The sequence below is a fragment of the Mesorhizobium sp. WSM4842 genome, from assembly GCF_055901575.1.
In genome coordinates this window covers 6126795-6146035 of sequence record NZ_CM148372.1, presented here as the reverse complement: position 1 = coordinate 6146035, position 19241 = coordinate 6126795, and the positions used below count along the sequence as shown (strand labels likewise).

General features: G+C 62.0%; 20 protein-coding genes. 13 read left to right on the top strand and 7 right to left on the bottom strand.

What is annotated here, in order from left to right; all coding sequences use genetic code 11:
• Window positions 1-5 precede the first annotated feature (5 nt).
• The 4 genes from AC0NIE_RS29865 to AC0NIE_RS29850 form a co-directional block, all read right to left on the bottom strand.
• A complete protein-coding gene (locus AC0NIE_RS29865; protein ID WP_473488257.1) occupies window positions 6-413 on the bottom strand; it encodes a type II toxin-antitoxin system VapC family toxin in 408 nt (135 codons plus the stop codon).
• Window positions 410-676, bottom strand: a complete 267-nt coding sequence (locus AC0NIE_RS29860; RefSeq protein ID WP_473488256.1) for an AbrB/MazE/SpoVT family DNA-binding domain-containing protein — start codon at window positions 674-676, stop codon at window positions 410-412. Before AC0NIE_RS29860 ends, AC0NIE_RS29865 begins: the two co-directional genes overlap by 4 nt.
• A gap of 209 nt (window positions 677-885) precedes the next feature.
• Window positions 886-1371 (bottom strand): SRPBCC family protein, encoded by a 486-nt coding sequence (locus AC0NIE_RS29855; RefSeq protein ID WP_473488255.1) that lies wholly within the window; start codon window positions 1369-1371, stop codon window positions 886-888.
• On the bottom strand, window positions 1368-1727 hold the full coding sequence (locus AC0NIE_RS29850) for an ArsR/SmtB family transcription factor (protein ID WP_473488254.1): 360 nt from the start codon (window positions 1725-1727) through the stop codon (window positions 1368-1370). The genes AC0NIE_RS29855 and AC0NIE_RS29850 overlap by 4 nt, the downstream gene beginning before the upstream one ends.
• A gap of 159 nt (window positions 1728-1886) precedes the next feature.
• Between AC0NIE_RS29850 and AC0NIE_RS29845 the strand changes: the two genes are divergently transcribed.
• A complete protein-coding gene (locus AC0NIE_RS29845) occupies window positions 1887-2243 on the top strand; it encodes an ArsC family reductase (protein ID WP_473488253.1) in 357 nt (118 codons plus the stop codon).
• Window positions 2244-2258: 15 nt separating this feature from the next.
• On the opposite strand, the gene AC0NIE_RS29840 is transcribed toward AC0NIE_RS29845, so the two are convergent.
• Together AC0NIE_RS29840 and AC0NIE_RS29835 are read right to left on the bottom strand one after the other, a co-directional pair.
• Window positions 2259-3761, bottom strand: a complete 1503-nt coding sequence (locus AC0NIE_RS29840; protein WP_473488252.1) for a xylulokinase — start codon at window positions 3759-3761, stop codon at window positions 2259-2261.
• A 40-nt stretch (window positions 3762-3801) separates the two neighbouring features.
• Entirely contained in the window at window positions 3802-4785 is a 984-nt protein-coding gene (locus tag AC0NIE_RS29835) for a sugar-binding transcriptional regulator (protein WP_473488251.1), read from the bottom strand.
• A 121-nt stretch (window positions 4786-4906) separates the two neighbouring features.
• Between AC0NIE_RS29835 and AC0NIE_RS29830 the strand changes: the two genes are divergently transcribed.
• Both AC0NIE_RS29830 and AC0NIE_RS29825 read left to right on the top strand, forming a co-directional pair.
• Complete coding sequence (locus tag AC0NIE_RS29830) at window positions 4907-6235, top strand: sn-glycerol-1-phosphate dehydrogenase (protein ID WP_473488250.1); 1329 nt, start codon at window positions 4907-4909, stop codon at window positions 6233-6235.
• Window positions 6236-6239: 4 nt separating this feature from the next.
• Window positions 6240-7049, top strand: coding sequence for an HAD family hydrolase (locus tag AC0NIE_RS29825; RefSeq protein ID WP_473488249.1), 810 nt, complete (start codon window positions 6240-6242; stop codon window positions 7047-7049).
• A 173-nt stretch (window positions 7050-7222) separates the two neighbouring features.
• On the opposite strand, the gene AC0NIE_RS29820 is transcribed toward AC0NIE_RS29825, so the two are convergent.
• Entirely contained in the window at window positions 7223-8143 is a 921-nt protein-coding gene (locus tag AC0NIE_RS29820; protein WP_473488248.1) for a sugar-binding transcriptional regulator, read from the bottom strand.
• 155 nt (window positions 8144-8298) lie between these two features.
• Between AC0NIE_RS29820 and AC0NIE_RS29815 the strand changes: the two genes are divergently transcribed.
• The 10 genes from AC0NIE_RS29815 to AC0NIE_RS29770 all read left to right on the top strand — a co-directional run bounded on the left by AC0NIE_RS29815 (window position 8299) and on the right by AC0NIE_RS29770 (window position 19229).
• On the top strand, window positions 8299-9186 hold the full coding sequence (locus AC0NIE_RS29815; protein WP_473488247.1) for a carbohydrate ABC transporter permease: 888 nt from the start codon (window positions 8299-8301) through the stop codon (window positions 9184-9186).
• Window position 9187: 1 nt separating this feature from the next.
• Window positions 9188-10060 (top strand): carbohydrate ABC transporter permease, encoded by an 873-nt coding sequence (locus tag AC0NIE_RS29810; RefSeq protein ID WP_292186594.1) that lies wholly within the window; start codon window positions 9188-9190, stop codon window positions 10058-10060.
• Between the two features lie 59 nt (window positions 10061-10119).
• Window positions 10120-11625, top strand: coding sequence for an ABC transporter substrate-binding protein (locus tag AC0NIE_RS29805; protein WP_473488246.1), 1506 nt, complete (start codon window positions 10120-10122; stop codon window positions 11623-11625).
• A gap of 65 nt (window positions 11626-11690) precedes the next feature.
• The gene (locus AC0NIE_RS29800; protein WP_473488245.1) at window positions 11691-12416 is read left to right on the top strand and encodes an SDR family oxidoreductase; all 726 of its coding nucleotides are present in this window, start codon (window positions 11691-11693) and stop codon (window positions 12414-12416) included.
• A 31-nt stretch (window positions 12417-12447) separates the two neighbouring features.
• On the top strand, window positions 12448-13515 hold the full coding sequence (locus AC0NIE_RS29795; protein ID WP_473488244.1) for an ABC transporter ATP-binding protein: 1068 nt from the start codon (window positions 12448-12450) through the stop codon (window positions 13513-13515).
• Between the two features lie 333 nt (window positions 13516-13848).
• Complete coding sequence (locus tag AC0NIE_RS29790; protein ID WP_473488243.1) at window positions 13849-14160, top strand: helix-turn-helix domain-containing protein; 312 nt, start codon at window positions 13849-13851, stop codon at window positions 14158-14160.
• Window positions 14160-16175, top strand: coding sequence for a hydrogenase 4 subunit B (gene hyfB / locus AC0NIE_RS29785; protein ID WP_473488242.1), 2016 nt, complete (start codon window positions 14160-14162; stop codon window positions 16173-16175). Before AC0NIE_RS29790 ends, hyfB begins: the two co-directional genes overlap by 1 nt.
• Window positions 16166-17122 carry a respiratory chain complex I subunit 1 family protein gene (locus AC0NIE_RS29780; protein ID WP_473488241.1) on the top strand — a complete coding sequence of 319 codons (957 nt, stop codon included), beginning with the start codon at window positions 16166-16168 and terminating at the stop codon, window positions 17120-17122. The genes hyfB and AC0NIE_RS29780 overlap by 10 nt, the downstream gene beginning before the upstream one ends.
• Window positions 17122-17784 carry a hydrogenase-4 component E gene (locus tag AC0NIE_RS29775; protein ID WP_123147006.1) on the top strand — a complete coding sequence of 221 codons (663 nt, stop codon included), beginning with the start codon at window positions 17122-17124 and terminating at the stop codon, window positions 17782-17784. Before AC0NIE_RS29780 ends, AC0NIE_RS29775 begins: the two co-directional genes overlap by 1 nt.
• On the top strand, window positions 17781-19229 hold the full coding sequence (locus AC0NIE_RS29770; RefSeq protein WP_123147007.1) for a hydrogenase 4 subunit F: 1449 nt from the start codon (window positions 17781-17783) through the stop codon (window positions 19227-19229). The genes AC0NIE_RS29775 and AC0NIE_RS29770 overlap by 4 nt, the downstream gene beginning before the upstream one ends.
• The last annotated feature ends 12 nt before the right edge of the window (window positions 19230-19241 follow it).

The following is a 19241-nucleotide window of genomic DNA, read 5'->3' as shown; positions in this document are numbered from 1 at the left end:
GTTGATCAGGCGCTCGCCTTAAGGAGGTGGGTGGAACGCCCTTGTGAAGAAAGAAGCTTCACAGCTTTTTTGTCAAAGGAAACGAAGACTTCCCCGCGCAGCCAACTACCATCATAGGCAATCACACCATCAGCAAAATCACCACCAGCATCAAGGACCGATAGACCAGCTTCAACTGCGGGCCGATTGACCACGACATTCTCCGTATTCAGGAGGGCACGGATCGCAGCGGAAATGTCCTCACAGGCAGTCTTATATTGGCGGGCCAAGACCCACGTGAATTCACAGAGGGATTGTAAGCTTACAGCCACGATATCCGCAGTTGCCAGCAGCTCGACAGCGGCACTCGCCTGCTTGGCATCGTCAGCCACATAGGCGCGGAGCAGAACATTCGTATCAGCCGTGATCTTCATTCGTTGCCGGCCCCGGCGGCCGCACCAGCCTCGGCAATTGCCTCATTCATTTCCTCAATAGTGAGAACTTGGCCATTCGTCTTCCCTTTCAGGAAGCCATGAAGGTCCCGAAACGATCCCTTCGGCTGCGATGCCTTTAGCTCTGCCCGGCCACCCGGTAGCAAATTCAGTTCAATTTTTTCTCCCGGCTTGATGCCGAGGTGTTGGAGCACTTCTTTCCGAAAAGTGACCTGCCCCCGTGCCGTTACGGTCAGTGTCGTCATGGCAGAATCTCCTGATTGGTAACCTGAAATATAATGCAAAAGTGCATTACGTTCAAGCGCCGGCCTTCCCCGGCCATCAGGCGGCAGCCGTTTCGGGCGGAACGCCTACATCTCATCCGGCAGGCCTCTATAAGGAGCTCGGACGCTGGCATCTCAACGGCCACGACGATTTTTTGCCGGCTATGTAAGCGCAAAGCGAGGCCGCAGCCTCAAATCGTCCTGACATACGCCGCAAGCTGGTCGGCCACTGTTCCCCAGCCGTCGAAAAAGCCCATCTCCTCGTGGTTCTTTCGTGTCGCTTCATCCCGGTGGATGGCTGTCGCGGTGTAGCGCGTCGCCTTGCCTTCCGGCTGCAATGATATGACCGCTGTGATGAATGGGTCCCCTGACGGCCGATAGCCGGGCAGCAACGCATCGGTCCACACCAGCCGCTCGTTGGACACGATGTCGAGGTAGCAGCAATGCCGGTCGTTGACCTCCTTGCCATCAGGCGACTGCATGCGGGTCCTGAACAGGCCGCCGGGCCTGAGGTCGATCTCGCAATCGGTGACGATCCACGGCTTCGGTGTGAACCATTGCCGAACATGTTCGGGCGTCGTCCAGGCTGTCCACAAAAGCTCGCGCGGCGCGTCGATGACGCGTTCGAGAACGAGGTTGAGTTTTGGGTCGGGTTTGAGCAGCAGGGTCGAACTCATTTGTCTTTCTCCTTGAGTTTTAGGACGTAGTCGTCGAATTGATCGAGGCGGCGTTCCCACAGCGCGCGTTGCTCGGCCAGCCAGTTTTCCGCGAGCTTCAGCGGCTCAGGCGCGAGTTGGTAGGTCCTGATCCGGCCAGTCTTTTGCGAGTGCACCAGCCCGCAGCCTTCCAAAACCCTGAGATGTTCAATGAAGGAGGGCAGGGCCATGTCGAATGGCTGCGCGAGCTCGCTGACCGAGGCCGGGCTTCTGTTCAGCCGCTCGACAACTCGGCGGCGCGTTGGATCGGCAAGCGCCCGGAAGATGCCGTCAATCGGCGGCTGGCTGGCGGAGTGCAGGCTTGTTGCCACGGTCATGTCGTCCTCGCGTCACTGCACATTGTTACTTAGGTAAAAACCTTAGTAATGGCAAGCGCAAAAATTCTGAGGATGCCTGCGGGGTCGCCGCGGGCAATGTCTGAAGGGTGGTTTACGGTGCGCCAGATTCGATGAGCGATTAGTCCGAGGGCCAAAAATTTGACGATCACGATGTACGGCATCACCAATTGCGACACGATCAAGAAGGCGCGTGTCTGGCTGGAGAGCCATGATGTCGCCTATCGCTTCCACGACTACAGGGTCGAAGGACTGGACGCGGACCGGCTCGATGGCTGGTCCGGCAAGGTCGGCTGGGAAATCCTGCTCAACAAGGCGAGCACGACATTTCGCGAACTGTCGGACAAGGACAAGCTGAGCCTCGACGAGAGGAAAGCCAAGGCGCTGATGCTGGCCAAACCGACGATGATCAAGCGGCCGGTCCTCGATCTTGGTGATCGTATCCTCGTCGGCTTCAAGCCTGATGTCTATCAGCAGGCGGTGGGCGGGTTGAAGTAGCCGGACGGGATGCTTTCACGCTCCAGTTCGCCAGGCGAATTGGGTCGCGGGGAAGACCTTGGCCTGCCTGGCCGAGAGCGCGTCCCATGCTGCGCGGCAGCTGGGGTCCGGTTCGATCGTCTCGGCGATGCTGGTCATGGCATCCGCCGCCTCAGAAAAACTTTCGAACCATCCGACGCCGACCGCAGCGCTGATCGCTGCGCCGAGGGAGGAGGCTTCGGCATTGTGCCCCTTATGGATCGAGATCCCGGTTGCGTCCGCGATCATCTTTGTCCAAAGCTTGCTGTTGGCGCCGCCGCCGATCGCCACCATTTGCGCCGGCGAAAGACCATGGCTGCGCATCTCTTCGAGAGCCCGGGCGGTTTGCAGCGTCATCGCCTCGAGCCCTGCACGATAGAAGTGACCGAGCGTGTGCGAGGGGTGCATGCCGATGAAGCTCGCGCGTGCGCTCGGGTCCCAATGCGGGTCCATGCAACCGACCAGGGTGGTGCCGGCGAGAAGTCCGTCGGAGCCGATCGGGACGGCCGCCGCTTCCCTTTCCAGACGGTCGAAGATCGCCGGATCGGAGCGCCCGCCGGCAAAATTGTCGACGAACCAGTTGACGAAATAGACACCCGCCCGCTGCACTGCCTCGAGGAAATAGCCATCGCCTGTCGGCGAGGTCATGGTGCGCCAGAAGGCGCCGACCACCGGTTCCCGCGACCAGATTCCCGCGATGATCGCAGTCCCGAGATTGAGATAGACGACGCCGTCGCGCATGGCATTAACGCCGAGCCCGGCGCATTGCCCATCGCCGCCGGCGGCAATCACCGGCGTTCCTTCGGAGAGGCCCGTTGCTGCGGCGGCCGCGGCATCAACCGTCCCGACCCGCGTGCCGGACCGCACCGCATTGGGAAGTTGCGACGGCTTGATGCCGAGATGATCGAGGATCGGCTGCGACCATGCCTTACGCGAGATGTCGAAGAGACCGAACGGATCGGCGCTCGTCCAACTCGCACTTGGCGTTCCCGTCAGTTTCAGCGTCAGATAGCCGTGCACGTCGAGGATTTTCTTCGCATGGTCCAACCGTTCCGGCTCGTTCTCGCGCAGCCATTTCAGGCGGTAGACGACCGGCGTCACATCGATCGGCTTGCCGGTGATCGCGTGCAGCCGCTCACGGCCGATCTCCGCCGCGAAACGGTCGACCAGCCCGGCGGCGCGTTCGTCGAGCCAGAGGCTCGCGGGTCCGATCGGCTCGCCGGCGCCGTCGATGAGGGCAACGGTCTCGCGCTGGTTGGAGATCGCGATCCCGGCGATGCGTTTCGGGTCGACCGTGCCGACAAGCTGTCGCAGCGCCGCTGTTGCGGCCCGCCACCAGTCAGTGACCTCCTGCTCGACATAATCCGGCCTCGGCCTCATCAGATCGAGCGGCGCGCGGCCTTCCGCCACGGCTTGTCCGTCCCGGCTCCACGCAATCGCCTTGCAGGATTGCGTGGAACTGTCGAGGCCGACGACAAGAGGTCCGTCGCTGCTGCCCATGATTTGTCCTCCCGAGACGATGAATTCGACCGAGTGCCGGTTATTCCAACAGACTGTTCGCGGTGGCCATGTCGGTGACAAAATGTGTCGCGTATCCGCCGCCGAGCCCGGCCCTGATCGCCCCCATCTTGCGGGCGCCGCCGGCGGCGCAGATGCGGACCGGCACCGCTTTCAGTTCGTCGAGCGTGATGCCGACGGTGCGTCCGTCGAGCGGCGTTGCGAAAGCGGCTCCCTGAGCGTCGATGAACCGCCCGATAATGACCCCGAGCGCGCCCTGCTCGATCATGCCGGCAAGTGCGGCCGCATCCGATATCCCGGCTCGGGCATAGGTGCTCTCCGGCCCGATATCGCCGATCCCGAAGATGACTTTGCCGGCGGCACGGATCATGCGGAACTGGTTGACGAGCATCGGCTCCTGCATGAGTTCGTCGTGCAGTCCCTCGGTGGAGACGATCGCCGGGGCAAGCAGGTTTATGCAGCGGGCGCCGAGCCGATTGGCCATCAGCGAGGTGCAGAATTCCGGCGAGAAATCGCTGGTGCCGATCGAGCTTCCCGAGAGCTGGACGACGGTGAGGTTTCGATCATGCCGTAGTCGTGGGATCGAGCGGGCGGCAGCGAGCACCGTTTTTCCCCAGGCAACGCCGATCGTGTCACCCGGATCGACCATCGACGCCAGCAACCGTCCTGCCGCTTCGCCGATGCGGCGGTCGGCATCGTTTGGATCAAGGTCGGGGATAACCGCCGCGCCGCGAAGCCCGTATTTTTCCATGAGACGCCGCGAGGTCAAGGTGCGGGCAAAAGCGTCGTGGTCGACCTGCACGGCGACAAGTCCGCTTTCTCGCGCCTCCTGCAGATAGTGTACCACGCTCGCCCTGGAGACGTTCATGACCTTGGCCACATCGCTCTGGTTGAGCTGGTCGACATAGTAGAGCCAGGCAGCCCACGCCACCGCGCTGTCGAATTCGGGCGGCAGTGCCGAGAGCCCAGATGGTCGGACCACGTCGATGTCGGCGTTGGCATTCATGTCCCTTTTTCCGCAGGTTTGCGGAACGAAGTCAAGCGTCGCGGGGAAATGCTTGACAAAAGACAGCGATAGGTGACTATTGTTCGATGCGCAGCGCGCCTGCCCCCAGAATGAGGACGTCATGACGAATCCGGCAGCCGGATCCTGGACGGCATTAATCGACGACATTTTGGACGGGCACTGGACCAACCCGGAGACCGGGAACAAGGCCGTCGTGCCATATGAGCGGATCGTCATCGAAGGAAGCCTCGAAGGGCGGGCGGCCGATCTCGTTTCGGAGCTCGACCTGGGTGAGCGGTTCACGGTCGTTGCGGATGCCGCGACCTATGATGCGCTTGGCGAACGCGTTGCGCGCGAACTGAGGACGCTCGGCCCCGTCGATGTCGTGATCTTGGATCACCCGCATGCCGACATGGCCAACGTCGAAAGCCTGGCCGTCAAACTCGCGGATGCGGATGCCGTGATCGCGGTCGGTTCCGGCACGATCAACGATCTCTGCAAGTTCGTCACCGGAAGGAATGGACGGCGCTACTGCGTGTTCGGGACGGCCGGTTCGATGAACGGCTACACATCGACGACCGCATCCATCACACTTGAAAGCGGCCTGAAGGTATCGCTCCCTTCCCACGCGCCATCAGGCTTTTTCGTCGATCTTGGCGTCTCCGCTGCCGCCCCGACCTATCTGTCGGCGGCGGGGTTCGGTGACTGCCTTTGCCGCTCGGTCGCCCAGATCGACTGGTGGATGTCGCACCGTCTGCTTGGCACTGCCTACCATCAGGTTCCGTTTCTGATCCAGGAAAAGGATGAGGCGGCGCTTAACGAGCGTGCGGCAAAGCTTGCCGAACGTGACATCGAGGCCAATGGCTATCTCTACCGCGTGCTGACGCTCTGCGGCCTCGGCATTTCCTTCACCGGCGTCTCCAATCACGGTTCGATGGGCGAGCATCAGATATCGCACTACATCGACTGCTTCGCCGGCGAGCGTCACCCCGGTACGCTCCACGGCACCCAGGTAGGTGTCGCTTCACTCACCATGGCGCGATTGCAGCAAGCATTGCTTGCAAGCGACAAGCCGCCGGTGGTGATGGCGACGAGGATCGATCCTGACGACATGGTCCGCCGCATGGGGCCGGCTGTCGCCGCACAATGTCTCGACGAACTGAAGAAGAAGGCCTTCGACGAGAATGCCGCCGCCGCGTTCAACGAGCGGCTGCAGGAGGTCTGGCCGACACTCAGGCAGGAGCTCAAGCAATTCATGGTGCCTGTCGACGAGATGCAGTGCCTGCTGAAATCTACCGGCGGCCCGATTTCAGCCGCCGAACTGGGCACGCCGGCCGATTTCTATCGCGAGGCCGTCGTTCATTGCCGGGAGATGCGCAATCGCTTCTCCTTCCTCGACATTGCTGCGGATGCAGGAATGCTGGAGGATTTTGCGCGCGGGGAAGCCTGACCGGATGCGCGACCTCGCCGAATTCGCACCCGAAACTGCGTCGCGCATTCGCGGCGTCTTCTGCGATATCGACGACACGTTGACGACCGAGGGTCGTCTTCCGGCTGATGCCTACCATGCGCTCGAACGCCTGCACGAGGCGGGCCTCGTCGTTGCTCCCATTACCGGGAGACCGGCAGGCTGGTGCGACATGATTGCCCGGTTCTGGCCGGTGACCGGCGTGGTCGGCGAAAATGGCGCCTTTTACTTCGCTTATGATCAGGCAACGCGAAAGATGATCCGGGTTTTCGCGGCGAGCGCTGAGGAACGCCGGGAAAACAGGCGCAGGCTCACCGAACTGGAAAAGCGCATTGTCCAGGAAGTGCCGGGGTCGGCAGTATCCGCCGACCAGCGATATCGCGAAGCCGATCTGGCCATCGACTTTTGCGAGGATGTTCCGGCGCTGCCGCTGTCCGATGCCAGGCGCATCAAGCAGCTTTTCGAGCAGGCCGGCGCTGTCGCCAAGATTTCGTCGATCCATGTGAACGGCTGGTTTGGCCGATACGACAAGCTGTCGATGACGCGCCGCTTTGCGAGCGAGAGGCTGGGAACCGATCTCGATGCTGAAAGGCAGGCCTATGCATTCGTCGGAGACAGCCCGAACGACGCCCCGATGTTCGGGTTCTTTCCGAACTCGTTCGGGGTCGCGAATGTGGTGGATTTCCAGGGAAAGATCGACGCCGAACCCGCTTTCGTCGCCAGGTGGCGAGGTGGCCGCGGCTTCGTCGAGATTGCCGATGTGATCCTGGCAAACCGGAGGTCGGGGGTGGTCTGATCAGCCGGCGCGAAATGTGCCGCCCGCAAAGACGCAAAGGATGTTCTGCAGGCGAAACAGAACCAGGGACGGAAGATTCGATGCCAGTCTGCTTTCAGATGAAAGCGAGCGCAACGCTCCAGGCAAAACCGCACAGCACCTTCGGCTGCCAGCGCGATGCCGGCCGGGGGATGTCACAGCGAGCTGCCCGTCTCCTGGTCGGTGATGAGGCCGGTGAAGAACCCTTTTTCCAGGAGCTTGGCCATGATGCCGACCTTGTTCTTTCCGCCGGAAACGAGGATGCGTTTGGGGATGTTCAGCGTGTCGAGAGGATAAACCCCGACAATGCGTTCGTTGACGGGATGGTCGACGAGTTCGGCGTTGCGGTCGAAGAAGTAGCCGAGAAAGTTCCCGATCGGCTTCAGTCTCAGGACGTCGTCGAATTCCTCGTCGGTCATATAACCGACGCTCCGAAGCGTCGAGCTGGTTGTGCCGCCGACGCTCATCAGCGCAAGATCGGCGTTCAGCGCCTTCTGGATAACCTCGCGCGCGCTCGGTTGCTGCAGGATCGTCTCGCGGCTTTCGCGGCTGTCGCAGATGATGGGTCCAGGGAGATAATAGGATTCGGCCTGAGTGCGCTGGGCAAAGACGGCGGCGGCGTCGTATTTGTCGATCGACGACCGGCGCGACAGAGAGCCGAGAAGCGGCACGACGGTAACGTTCCTGAGCGCCACCGGTTCGATGTTGGAGGCGAGCCATCTCATGGTACGGCCCCACGCCATGGCGACCGTCATGTCGTCCCTGAGCAGCGTCTCGACGGTCTGCGCGGCATAGATGCCGATCACTTCGGAGAGCCCGAGCTCCGACCCGGTGTCATCGGGCGTGATGCTGCATATGTCGAGCCGGTACTTCCGCCTGAGCTGTTCTTCCATTTCGAGCGCCTGGGACGTCCCGGCGTTGATGCGGATCGAGACGATGCCGCGCTCCTTCGCCTCGGCCAGCAGCCTGTGGATCTTGGTGCGGTTGATCTGCAGCCGCTCGGCGATGGCCTGCTGCGTTTCGCCCAGCACGAAATATTGATGGGCAACCCGTGCCAGCAGACCGATCGACGTCATGAGGGTCCTCCGCTGCAGGTGGCGCATCCGTCCGAATGCCACTGTCGCCGGCCAACAAGTGCTTGCCACAGACATGGTGACGATATAGCATTTGAACAAATGCACAAGATATGAACATTTGTGCATCGCAAAACGAAGCGGTTCGGGAGGAACGCGTGCGGGTTGCCCAAGCCAGACGTTTCGTCATTTCGGACCACCCGCTGCCCTGGCTGCTGCCGCTGGTGGCGATCCTGCTTGTCTTCACCGTCTATCCCCTGATCTACAACATCTGGCTGAGCTTCCACGAGTTTGTCCCGCGCAGGCGGGCGCTCGAATTCGTCGGAACGGAAAACTGGGTGCAGCTCTGGAACGACACGCGGTTCTGGCAGTCGCTCGTCATCACCTTCACCTATTTCGCCATCGCGCTGGTCTTTGAACTGGTGCTCGGCATGGCGATCGCGCTGCTCCTCGACAGCGACGGCTTCGGTTTCGGATTCCTGCGCGGCGTGCTGACGATGACGCTTGTCATCCCGCCGGCCATTGTCGGCATGATGTATCTGCTGATGGAGGATCCGCAGTTCGGGGTGATCAGCTACGTCCTGCAGTCGATCGGGGTGCTCAATCCGAACAACCCCATCCTCGCCACGGCGTCGACCGCGCTTGCCGGCGTTCTCGTCGCGGAGATCTGGCAGTGGACGCCGTTCATGGTGCTCATCTTCCTTGCCGGTCTCAGGGCGCTGCCGCCGGAGCCTTATGAGGCCGCGATGATCGACGGCGCGTCGTCTTTCCAGATTTTCCGGCGCATCACCTTGCCGATGATGTCGAAGGTGATCGCGATCGCCGTCCTGGTCCGCGGCATCGATCTCTTCCGGGTCTTCGACTACGTCTTCGTCATGACCTCCGGCGGACCGGGAGCGTCGACCTATTCGCTTTCCCTCTATGCATGGCAGCAGACGTTCAGCTTCGTAAAATGGGGCTATGGAGCCACGCTCAGCCTCGTCACCCTGGTGATCATCCTCGTCATTGCCAACCTCTTCATCCGTATCGCGAAGGTGAGATGGTAGAATGAACGGCTCCTTCTCGACGCGCATGCTTCGAACCATCGCCGCCTGGGTCGTGGTCGCAATCTTCTTCTTTCCGATCTACTACTGGACGTCGGTGGCGTTCAAACACGGCAATGACATCTTCAACCGCCCGCCAAAACTGTTCGCCTTCACCCCGACCTTCGACAATTTCCAGAAGGTGTTCGGGATCTCGCTCGGCAGCGGCGGCATCACCGTGACGCCGGGCGGCGGCAATTTCTACATGGCGCCCCGCGTCTGGGATTCGATCGTGATCGCGACGCTGTCGACCGTGCTCGCCGTCGTCATCGCCACGCTTGCTGCCTATGCCCTGTCGCGCATGAACTTCCGCGGCCGGCACAGTTTCGTCGGATGGGTGTTGTCGACGCGCATGATGCCGCCCGTCGCGGTCGCGGTTCCGATGTTCTTCATCTACAAGAATTTCGGGCTCATCGACACCTATACCGGCATGGTGCTGATCCACGCGCTGATGAACCTGCCGCTCGCCGTCCTCCTGATGAAGAGCTTCTTCGACGACATTCCCTCCGAGATCGACGAGAGCGCGATCGTCGATGGCGCCAGCCGCTTCATGATCTTCCGGCGGATCGTGCTGCCGATGGCCAAGGGCGGCATCGCCGCCACGGCGGTGCTCTGCTTCATCTTCAGCTGGACCGAATTCCTCTTTGCGCTGACCCTGACCACGACGTCGCTCAAGACCGTGCCTGTCGTCTCGTCGACCTTCGTCACCTCGATCGGCACCGCCTGGGGCAACATGGCCGCGCTTGGCGCCGCATCCATCATTCCCGCTTTCATCTTCATTCTGTTGGTTCAAAAGCACCTCGTGCGCGGTCTCACGATGGGGTCGTTGAAACAATAGATGGGAGGCTCGAATTCGCAGCCTTGTGAAAATCGCGAATTAAACCGGAGGAGTAGACAATGAAAGACAGCATCAGAAAGGCGCATCTTGCCTCTGTCACCGATCGCTTCGTTCGCGGACAGATGGATCGGCGCTCGTTTCTTCGCGCAGCAAGCATGCTCGGCCTCGGCGCCGGCGCGCTCGGCATGGGCTTGGGACGACGTCCGTTCTACGGCATCAGTCATGCATCGGCTCAGGAACAGGAACTAAAGCCCAGCGCCGAAGTCACCAAATGGCTCTCGGATGTCGGCAAGCCCTTTGCCGGAACGACGCTTCGTCTCGCCACCGAATCGACGCCGCCGTCGAATGCCATCGCCACGCAGCTCAAGCAGTATTTCGAGGAGGCGACCGGCATCAAGGTCGAGATCGAAGTGCTGCCGCTCGAGCAGGTGCTGCAGAAGCTGACGCTCGACGTTGCATCGAGCCTTGGCACTTACGACCTCTACTATATCGACCAGAGCTGGGCGGCGAGCTTCAGCCAGGACGTCTTCGATCCGCGCGAGCAGCTCAAGAACGCCGACCTGGCAATGCCGAACTACAACATCGACGATTTCCTGAAGCCGCTCGTCGACGGTATCGCCATGTACGAGGACCGCATGGTCGGCGTGCCCTACGACATCCCGATCTTCATCATGCAATACCGCAAGGACGTCTGGGACGAGCTCAAGCTGCCGCCTCCGGCGACGCTGGACGATCTGCTGCAGGCGTCCGCGGCGATCACCGACGCCAAGGGCCCGAACATGTACGGCACCAGCGGCCAGATGAAATCGGGCCACTACAGCCTCGAATGCGATTGGACGGCGTGGCTTTGGGGTCATGGCGGTTCGATTTTCGGCCCCGACGGCAAGTTCACCGGCAATGACGAAGCCGGCTTGGCCGCCATGGCCTACTGGGACAAGCTCAAGGCGACGATGCCGCCCGGGGTCGACGGCTGGACATGGGATGGCGAGGGCCAGTCGGTCGGCCAGGGCGTCGCCGCCTCGATGCTGTCCTGGGGCGAATTCTTCCCGTTCTTCGACGATCCCAAGGCCTCCAAGGTCTCCGGTCTGATGGAAGCGATGGTTCCGCCGAAACCTGCCGCCACGCTGCGCACCGTCGAGCAGACCGGATTCGGCGAAATTCCGGGCGTTGGTCACCAGGGCGGTTCTTCGCTCGCGGTGTCGAAATACTCGAAGAGCCCGGACGCCGCCTGGATTTTCATGCAGTGGGCGACCTCAGCCGATACCCAGGCGCTGATAACCGTTCTGGGCGGCGGTACGGGCCCAACGCGCACCAGCGTCTATGACGATCCGCGCGTGCTGGCCAATGCGCGTGTCGGCGCCGGCACGACCCGCCATTTGCCGGTCGTGCGCGACACCATCGCCAACTACATGGGATCCGAGCCCGACTTGCCGGCGTGGGCAGAACTCTCGAGCGATATGATCCCGGTTGCACTGGGCAAATACTTCGCCGGCCAGTCTGGCTCGGCCAAGGAGTCGCTCGACGCCCTGAAAACCCAGGTCGACGATCTCGTCGCCAAGGGCTGAATGTTCCCGGGGTGGCGGCCTTAGGCCGCCACCCCGGGTATCGACAATCCCCAAGAGGAAAAGCAATGGCTGGAAAACAGCTCGTAGCAGTGACAGGAGCGAGTTCTGGTATCGGCGAGGCGGTCGCCAGGGTGTTTTCGCGCGCCGGCCATCCTGTTCTGATGATGGCCCGCCGTCTGGAGCGCATGGAGGCGCTGAACCTCCCCAACAGCATGGCCCGGCAGGTCGACGTCCGCGACCGCGCCGCAATCGCAGCCGCCGTGAAGGAGGCGGAAGCAGAATACGGACCGGTCGACATGCTCTTTGCCAATGCCGGCATCGCGCGTCTTGCCGACATAGGCCGCCAGCCGCCCGAGGAATGGGACGAGATGATCGACATCAACACGAAAGGCGTGCTGAATTCGGTCCACGCCGTGATGTCGGGCATGATGGAGCGCCGTCATGGAACGCTGTTCATGATGAGTTCGATCGCCGGCCGAAAAATCTATCCGGATCATACCGTTTACTGCGGGACGAAATTCTTCGTTCACGCCGTGTCGGAATCGCTGCGCGACTATCTTTCCGACTATGACGTCCGCGTGGTCGTGCTTTCGCCCGGGGTGATCGAAACCGAAGTTCTGAGCGGCGTCCTCGATCCGCAGACGCTCGCCAACTACAAGGCCAATAAGCTCAAGATCGGCGGCGGCATCGGACCGGAGCACGTCGCTGACCTCATGCTGCACACCTACCAGATGCCGCAGAACGCTCTCGTGCAGGAAATCGTCATCACGCCGACCAGGCAGAAATACTGACGACCCGAATCCGGGCTTCTGGAGAGAGAGAATGGCTACCGTAGAATATAAGAACATCGCCAAGAGTTTCGGGCATGTCGAGGTGATGAAGGACATCTCCTTCGGCATTGCCGACCGCGAATTCGTCGTCCTTCTTGGCCCGTCGGGCTGCGGCAAGACCACGCTCCTGCGCATGACAGCAGGGCTTGAGAGCGTGACCAACGGCGACCTGTTGATCGGCGACAGGCGGGTCAATGATGTTCACCCGCGCGATCGCGACATCGCGATGGTGTTCCAGAACTACGCGCTCTATCCGACAATGAAGGTGTTCGACAATATCGGCTTCAGTCTGGAAGTGGCGAACGTGCCAAAGGCGGAGATCAGGAAGAAGGTCGAATGGGCGGCGGAAATCCTGAATCTCACGCCCTACCTCGGCCGCTACCCCAAGGAACTGTCGGGCGGCCAGCGCCAGCGCGTCGCCATGGGCCGCGCCATGGTGCGGAATGCGGCCGTTTTCCTCTTCGACGAGCCGCTCTCCAACCTCGACGCGAAGCTGCGCACACATATGCGCGTGGAAATCCGCCAACTCCACAACCGTCTCGGCACGACCACGATCTACGTCACCCATGACCAGATCGAGGCGATGACGATGGCCGACAAGATCGTGCTGATGCACGCCGGCAGGATCGTGCAGATCGGCACGCCCGACGAGGTCTACGAGCGTCCGAACTCGAAATATGTCGCTGATTTCATCGGCTCGCCTTCGATGAACTTTATCGCCGGCGCTGTCGAGACCGCCGGCGGCAGTCCTCGCTTCGTCGCCGAAGGCGTGTCGATCGGCCTGTCACCGCAGATCAAGGCGAAGCCAGGCCAAAAGGTCATCATGGGCGTGCGGCCACACGATCTCGGCATTTCGGATGCGGGTGAGATCAAGGGCGAGGTCGTGCTGTCCGAAACGACCGGCGCGGATGTTCAGATTCATTTGCGCGTGGCGGGATACGACGCTGTCGCCGTGGTGCCGCGTGACCAGCGCCGCAACGCCGGCGCCGCGATCAACCTTTCGGTACTGCCGGGCAAGGTACATCTCTTCGATGCGGCCACGGAACTGCGTGTCGCCTGAGGGGATTCGCGACCGGATGATCAATGATTAGTGGTCCGACCACGAGGCGGCCGAGGTCGTCAGCCGCTACCATGACCGGTATTACACGAGGATACATTAACTGCACGCGGGAGCAGCCGTTGCGGGTGACTGCACTCTTGCCTAAGGCGATGCTGCAGCCGCGGCATCGTCCATGTCGAGAGAATCTTCGACTGCTTCTGGATTCCGGGCGATGTGGTTCAGGGGTCGCCATCAAAATCGATGCCTCACACATCAGTAATTGACGATAGAACATTTCAATGTATGCTGCAACGCTGAGACATCATATGTCAAAGCTGAGCCGAAGGGTCTCCGGTGATAACTGCACCACAATTGCGCGCCGCCAGGGCGCTGCTCGGTATCGACCAGCGCAGGCTTGCCGAATTGTCCGGCCTTTCGGTCCCGACGATTCAGCGCATGGAAGCCAGCGAGGCGATGATCCGGGGCAATGTCGATTCCCTGATGAAATTGATTGCAGCACTTGAGGCTGCCGGCATCGAGTTGATCGGGGAAGGCGCGACCAGCCAGGCTGGCGGACGGGGCGTGCGGCTGAAGGCGGGCCTCAATCCGGCAAGGATTTCCGGCGTCGGCGAAGCGGAAGCCGAGGTAGGCGGGAGCCTGCCGTGATGTCGATCGTTGCCCTCCTTTTGTGGGGTGTCGCCGCGTTTTTGGGAACCGCCATAGTGGCCGTCGCTGTCAGTCGGCGCGGCTCGGCGACGCATCTGGCCTATGGCGCAATCCTCGGCATCTCGGCCGTCATGTTCGCGATCGCCGCAGCGGGGCTGACAGGCGATCCTGCCGGCGTATCCACTGTTACGCTGCCGCTCGGACTGCCGTGGATCGGCGCTCATTTCCGTCTCGACGCGCTGTCGGCTTTTTTTCTGGTCGTCGTCAATCTGGGCGGCGCGGTAGCTAGCCTCTATGGGCTTGGCTACGGCCATCACGAACCTGCGCCGCACCGGGTGCTGCCGTTTTTCCCGGCCTTTCTTGCCGGCATGAATCTTGTCGTGCTGGCCGACGACGCCTTCACCTTCCTGCTGTCCTGGGAGTTCATGTCGCTCGCCTCGTGGGCGCTCGTCATGGCGCACCATCGCGAACAGGACAATACACGGGCAGGCTACATCTATCTGGTGATGGCGAGCTTCGGCACATTGGCGCTGCTGCTCGCTTTCGGCCTGCTGGCTGGACCGGACGGAACCTACACATTCGACGCGATGCGAGCCGCCGAGCCAAGCCGGTTCGTCGCTGCCGCCACCCTGGTTCTCATACTACTCGGCGCCGGCTCAAAGGCCGGCCTTGTCCCGCTCCACGTCTGGCTGCCGCTTGCTCATCCGGCGGCGCCAAGCCATGTCTCGGCCCTGATGAGCGGTGTCATGACGAAAGTCGCCGTCTATGGCTTCATACGCGTCATTTTCGACCTGCTCGGTGAGCCGGCATGGTGGTCTGGCGTCGTCGTGCTTTTCCTTGGCGGCCTGACGGCGGTGCTCGGGATCCTCTACGCCTTGATGGAGAAGGACCTCAAGCGGCTCCTTGCCTACAGCACCATCGAAAACATCGGCGTCATCTTCGTTAGCCTTGGCCTCGCGCTCGCCTTCAAGGCCAACGCGATGCCGTCGGCCGCAGCATTGGCGCTCACCGCCGCGCTGTTCCACGTTCTCAACCATTCCTTTTTCAAGAGCCTGCTGTTTTTCGGCGCGGGCGCGGTGCTGACGGCGACCGGCGAGCGCAACATGGAGAAGCTGGGCGGTCTTATCCATCGCATGCCGCTAACCAGTTTTGTCTTTCTCGTCGGCTGCGTTTCGATCTCAGCACTGCCGCCCTTCAACGGCTTCGTCTCCGAATGGCTGGCCTTCCAGGCCATATTGCAGAGCCCCGATCTGCCGCAATGGGGCCTGAAGGTGATGGTGCCCGCTGTCGGTGGCCTGCTGGCGCTGTCGGCGGCGCTGGCCGCGGCCTGTTTCGTGAAGGCGTTCGGTATCACATTTCTCGGCCGGCCACGCTCCGCGGCGGTGGAGCAGGCGCAGGAGGTCGACCGCTACTCGCTGGCGGCAATGTTCGTTCTCGCGGCCCTTTGTCTGCTTGCCGGCATTCTGCCGGGCCTGATCATAGACGGTCTGTCACCGGTGACGCTTTCGCTGATCGGCAACCGCATGCCGGTGCAGATGGCGCAGCCCTGGCTGTCGATCGTGCCGATCGCCGAGAGCCGCAGCTCCTACAACGGCCTGCTGGTGTTTGTGTTCATTGCAATCTCCGCATCGCTTGCGGCGTTCGTCATTCACCGCTTCGCCTCGCATGCGCTGCGTCGCGGCCCCGCATGGGGTTGCGGCTTTCCCGACGTCACGCCGGCCGCGCAATATACGGCCGTCAGTTTCGCGCAGCCCATTCGCCGCGTCTTCGGCACATTCGCATTCCGTGCCCGGGAAAAGGTGGAAATGCCACCACCGGGCGCCACCGGGCCGGCACGCCTCACTGTGGAAATCCACGATGTGATCTGGGAGACATTTTACCAGCCGATCGCTGGCGCTGTCGGCTATGCGACCGAGAAGCTGAACCATCTGCAGTTCCTGACCATCCGGCGCTATCTGACCCTGGTCTTCCTCTACCTCGTCACCTTGCTTCTGGTGCTCGCGCTATGGCCCTGATCCTTGAACTGGCCGTCCAGGGCGCGCAGATGGTGCTGGTGCTTTTGCTGGCACCGCTGCTGACCGGCTTCGTGCGCAAGGTGAAGGCGAGACTGCAGCGCCGCCGGGGACCTTCGCTGTTCCAGCCCTACCGCGATCTCCTGCGGCTGATGCGCAAGGAGGTCGTCCTGGCGGACAACGCATCCTGGCTGTTTCGCGTCATACCCTACCTGATCTTTGCCGCCACCTGGGTCGCCGCCGCGCTCATCCCGACATTCGCAACCGGCCTCACCTTCAGTTGGACCGCCGATCTCATCGCCATTGTCGCGCTGCTCGGCAGCGCGCGGTTCTTCCTGGCATTGGCGGGCATGGATGTCGGTACGAGCTTTGGCGGCATCGGCGCGAGCCGCGAGGTGATGATCGCTTCATTGGCCGAGCCCGCCATGCTTTTGATCGTGTTCAGCCTGGCGCTCGTCGCCGGCGCGACGCAACTCTCCACCGTCGCCGCCGTCATGGCTTCGCCGGATGTCGGCCTGCGGGTCTCTCTTGGCATGTCGCTGATCGCTCTCGTCATGGTGGCGCTCGCCGAAAACGCCCGCATACCGGTCGACAATCCATCCACCCACCTGGAACTCACCATGGTTCACGAGGCGATGATCCTGGAATATTCCGGCCGCCATCTGGCGATGATCGAGTTCGCCGCCTTCCTCAAGCTGCTGCTCTATGTGTCGCTGATTTGCTGCGTCTTCATTCCGTGGGGGCTGGTGACCGCTCGGGCCGGACCAGGGTCCTATGCTCTGGGCGTCGTTATCTACATCGGCAAACTTGCCGCCTGCGGCATTCTGCTTGCCGTGTTCGAGACCGCCATCGCCAAGATGCGCGTCTTCCGCGTCCCGGACTTCCTCGGTGCCGCCCTCATGCTGGCGCTGCTCGGCACGCTCTTGCTGTTCGTCTCACGGAGCCTTTGATGAACGGTCTCACCTTCGACATCGCTCATCTGCTCGCCGGTGGGCTGGTGCTGGTCAGTTTCATGATGCTGTATCAGGATCGCCTGTTTGCGCTGATCAACGTCTTTGCGCTTCATGCGATCGTGCTCGCTTCGTCCGTGGCCTGGCAGGCCTACGTCCAGGACGCCCATCACCTTTATGTCACCGCGGCGATCGCCCTCATTTTCAAGGCGATCGTCATTCCCGTCGGGCTTCATCGCATCATCCAGCGGCTCGGCATCCACCGCGACATCGAGACCGCCGTCGGCATCGGTCCGACCATGCTTGCCGGCATCGGTCTGGTGGCTTTGTCGATGGTGCTGATGCTGCGGGTCACACCCGAAGCCGACCCGCTCGCCCGCGAGGATCTCGCATTCGCGCTGTCGATAATATTGCTGGGCCTGCTGGTGATGGTCACCCGCCGCAACGCCGTCAGCCAGGTTGTCGGCTTCATGTCGCTCGAGAACGGCCTGGTGCTGGCCGCCACCGGCGCCAAGGGCATGCCGCTGGTCGTCGAGATCAGCGTCGCCTTCTCGATCCTGATCGCCTTCATCGTCATCGGTGTCTTCCTGTTCCGCATCCGCGAGCGGTTCGACTCGGTGGATGTCGGCGCGCTCGACGACTACAGGGGAGAACGCCGTTGACCGCTCCCTTCGACGCGGTGGCCGCCATCCTGCTGATACCCGTCGGCGCGGCCGCACTTCTGGCGGCGCTGCCGAATTACCGGATGTCGGCAGGCCTGAATGTCGCCGCGAGCTTCCTGACCTTGCTCGCCGCGCTGTCGCTGTTCGTCACCGATCGGCCGCAGCCAGGCCAATACCTGCTCGTCGACGATCTCAACATCGTTTTCATCGTGCTCAACACATTCGTCGGCTTCACCACCAGCGTGTTCAGCGCCTCCTACATTGCGCACGAACTGGAGACCGGCCGGCTGACCGCGCCGAACCTGCGATTTTATCACGCGATGTACCAGGTCATGATGTTCGGCATGAACCTCGCCTTCGTGTCGAACAATATCGGTTTGATGTGGGTGGCGGTGGAGCTTGCGACGCTGACCACCGTGCTCATGGTCGGCATCTATCGCACGCATGAAGCGCTGGAGGCCGCCTGGAAATATTTCATCCTGGGAAGCGTCGGCATCGCACTTGCGCTGTTCGGCACCATCCTCGTCTACATGGCCGCACAGCCGGTCGTCGGCGAGGGCACCAACGCCATGGTCTGGACGGTGCTCATCGAACAGGCGGCGCATTTCGACCCGGCTTTGCTCAACGTCGCCTTCGTCTTTCTGCTGCTCGGCTACGGCACCAAGGTCGGCCTTGCTCCCTTGCATGCCTGGCTGCCCGACGCGCATGCCGAAGGCCCGACGCCGATCTCGGCGGTGCTCTCGGGCTTGCTGCTGAACGTCGCACTCTATGCCGTGCTGCGCTTCAAGCTGTTGCTCGCGGCAAGCCCGGAGGCGATAGCCCCGGGACCATTGATGGTCGCAATGGGGCTCACCTCGCTCATCTTCGCGGCCTTCATGCTTTACCGCCGCCGCGACATCAAACGCCTGTTCGCCTACTCCTCGATCGAGCACATGGGCATCATCGTGTTCGCGTTCGGCATGGGCGGCCCGCTCGCGAACTTCGCCGGCCTGCTGCACATGGTCATGCACAGCCTGACCAAGTCGGCGATCTTCTTCGCGGTCGGGCACATCGCGCAGGTCAAGGGAACACAAAAAATCGCCGACATCAGAGGGCTGACGGAAACGCATCCCGGACTCGGTTGGGGGCTCGTCATCGGCGTCGTTGCCATTGCCGGCCTGCCTCCGCTCGGCATCTTCATGAGCGAATTCCTGGTCGTCAGCTCGACCTTTGCGAGGCAGCCGCTTCTGGCGATCCCACTGGTGTTCGGGCTTCTCATCGCCTTCGGCGCCCTGCTGCTGCGGCTGACTGGCGTCGCCTTCGGCGAGCCGCGCGGCGGCACCGCGCCCGTCGAGGCATCCTACGTGCCGATGTATTCCCACCTGGCCCTGGTGTTTGGCGCCGGCATCTACCTGCCGGCGCCTCTGGTCACCTGGTTCCAGCACGTCGCGACCATCCTGGGATGAAACGGATGAGCA

Bases quoted from the DNA above. Each gene is read 5' to 3' on its own strand.
- AC0NIE_RS29830 (WP_473488250.1), top strand. From the start codon at position 4,907: ATGACGAATCCGGCAGCCGGATCCTGGACGGCATTAATCGACGACATT.
- AC0NIE_RS29850 (WP_473488254.1), bottom strand. From the start codon at position 1,727: ATGACCGTGGCAACAAGCCTGCACTCCGCCAGCCAGCCGCCGATTGAC.
- AC0NIE_RS29795 (WP_473488244.1), top strand. From the start codon at position 12,448: ATGGCTACCGTAGAATATAAGAACATCGCCAAGAGTTTCGGGCATGTC.
- AC0NIE_RS29780 (WP_473488241.1), top strand. From the start codon at position 16,166: ATGGCCCTGATCCTTGAACTGGCCGTCCAGGGCGCGCAGATGGTGCTG.
- AC0NIE_RS29825 (WP_473488249.1), top strand. From the start codon at position 6,240: ATGCGCGACCTCGCCGAATTCGCACCCGAAACTGCGTCGCGCATTCGC.
- AC0NIE_RS29865 (WP_473488257.1), bottom strand. From the start codon at position 413: ATGAAGATCACGGCTGATACGAATGTTCTGCTCCGCGCCTATGTGGCT.
- AC0NIE_RS29860 (WP_473488256.1), bottom strand. From the start codon at position 676: ATGACGACACTGACCGTAACGGCACGGGGGCAGGTCACTTTTCGGAAA.
- AC0NIE_RS29840 (WP_473488252.1), bottom strand. From the start codon at position 3,761: ATGGGCAGCAGCGACGGACCTCTTGTCGTCGGCCTCGACAGTTCCACG.
- AC0NIE_RS29810 (WP_292186594.1), top strand. From the start codon at position 9,188: ATGAACGGCTCCTTCTCGACGCGCATGCTTCGAACCATCGCCGCCTGG.
- AC0NIE_RS29800 (WP_473488245.1), top strand. From the start codon at position 11,691: ATGGCTGGAAAACAGCTCGTAGCAGTGACAGGAGCGAGTTCTGGTATC.
- hyfB (WP_473488242.1), top strand. From the start codon at position 14,160: ATGTCGATCGTTGCCCTCCTTTTGTGGGGTGTCGCCGCGTTTTTGGGA.
- AC0NIE_RS29775 (WP_123147006.1), top strand. From the start codon at position 17,122: ATGAACGGTCTCACCTTCGACATCGCTCATCTGCTCGCCGGTGGGCTG.
- AC0NIE_RS29820 (WP_473488248.1), bottom strand. From the start codon at position 8,143: ATGACGTCGATCGGTCTGCTGGCACGGGTTGCCCATCAATATTTCGTG.
- AC0NIE_RS29835 (WP_473488251.1), bottom strand. From the start codon at position 4,785: ATGAATGCCAACGCCGACATCGACGTGGTCCGACCATCTGGGCTCTCG.
- AC0NIE_RS29855 (WP_473488255.1), bottom strand. From the start codon at position 1,371: ATGAGTTCGACCCTGCTGCTCAAACCCGACCCAAAACTCAACCTCGTT.
- AC0NIE_RS29805 (WP_473488246.1), top strand. From the start codon at position 10,120: ATGAAAGACAGCATCAGAAAGGCGCATCTTGCCTCTGTCACCGATCGC.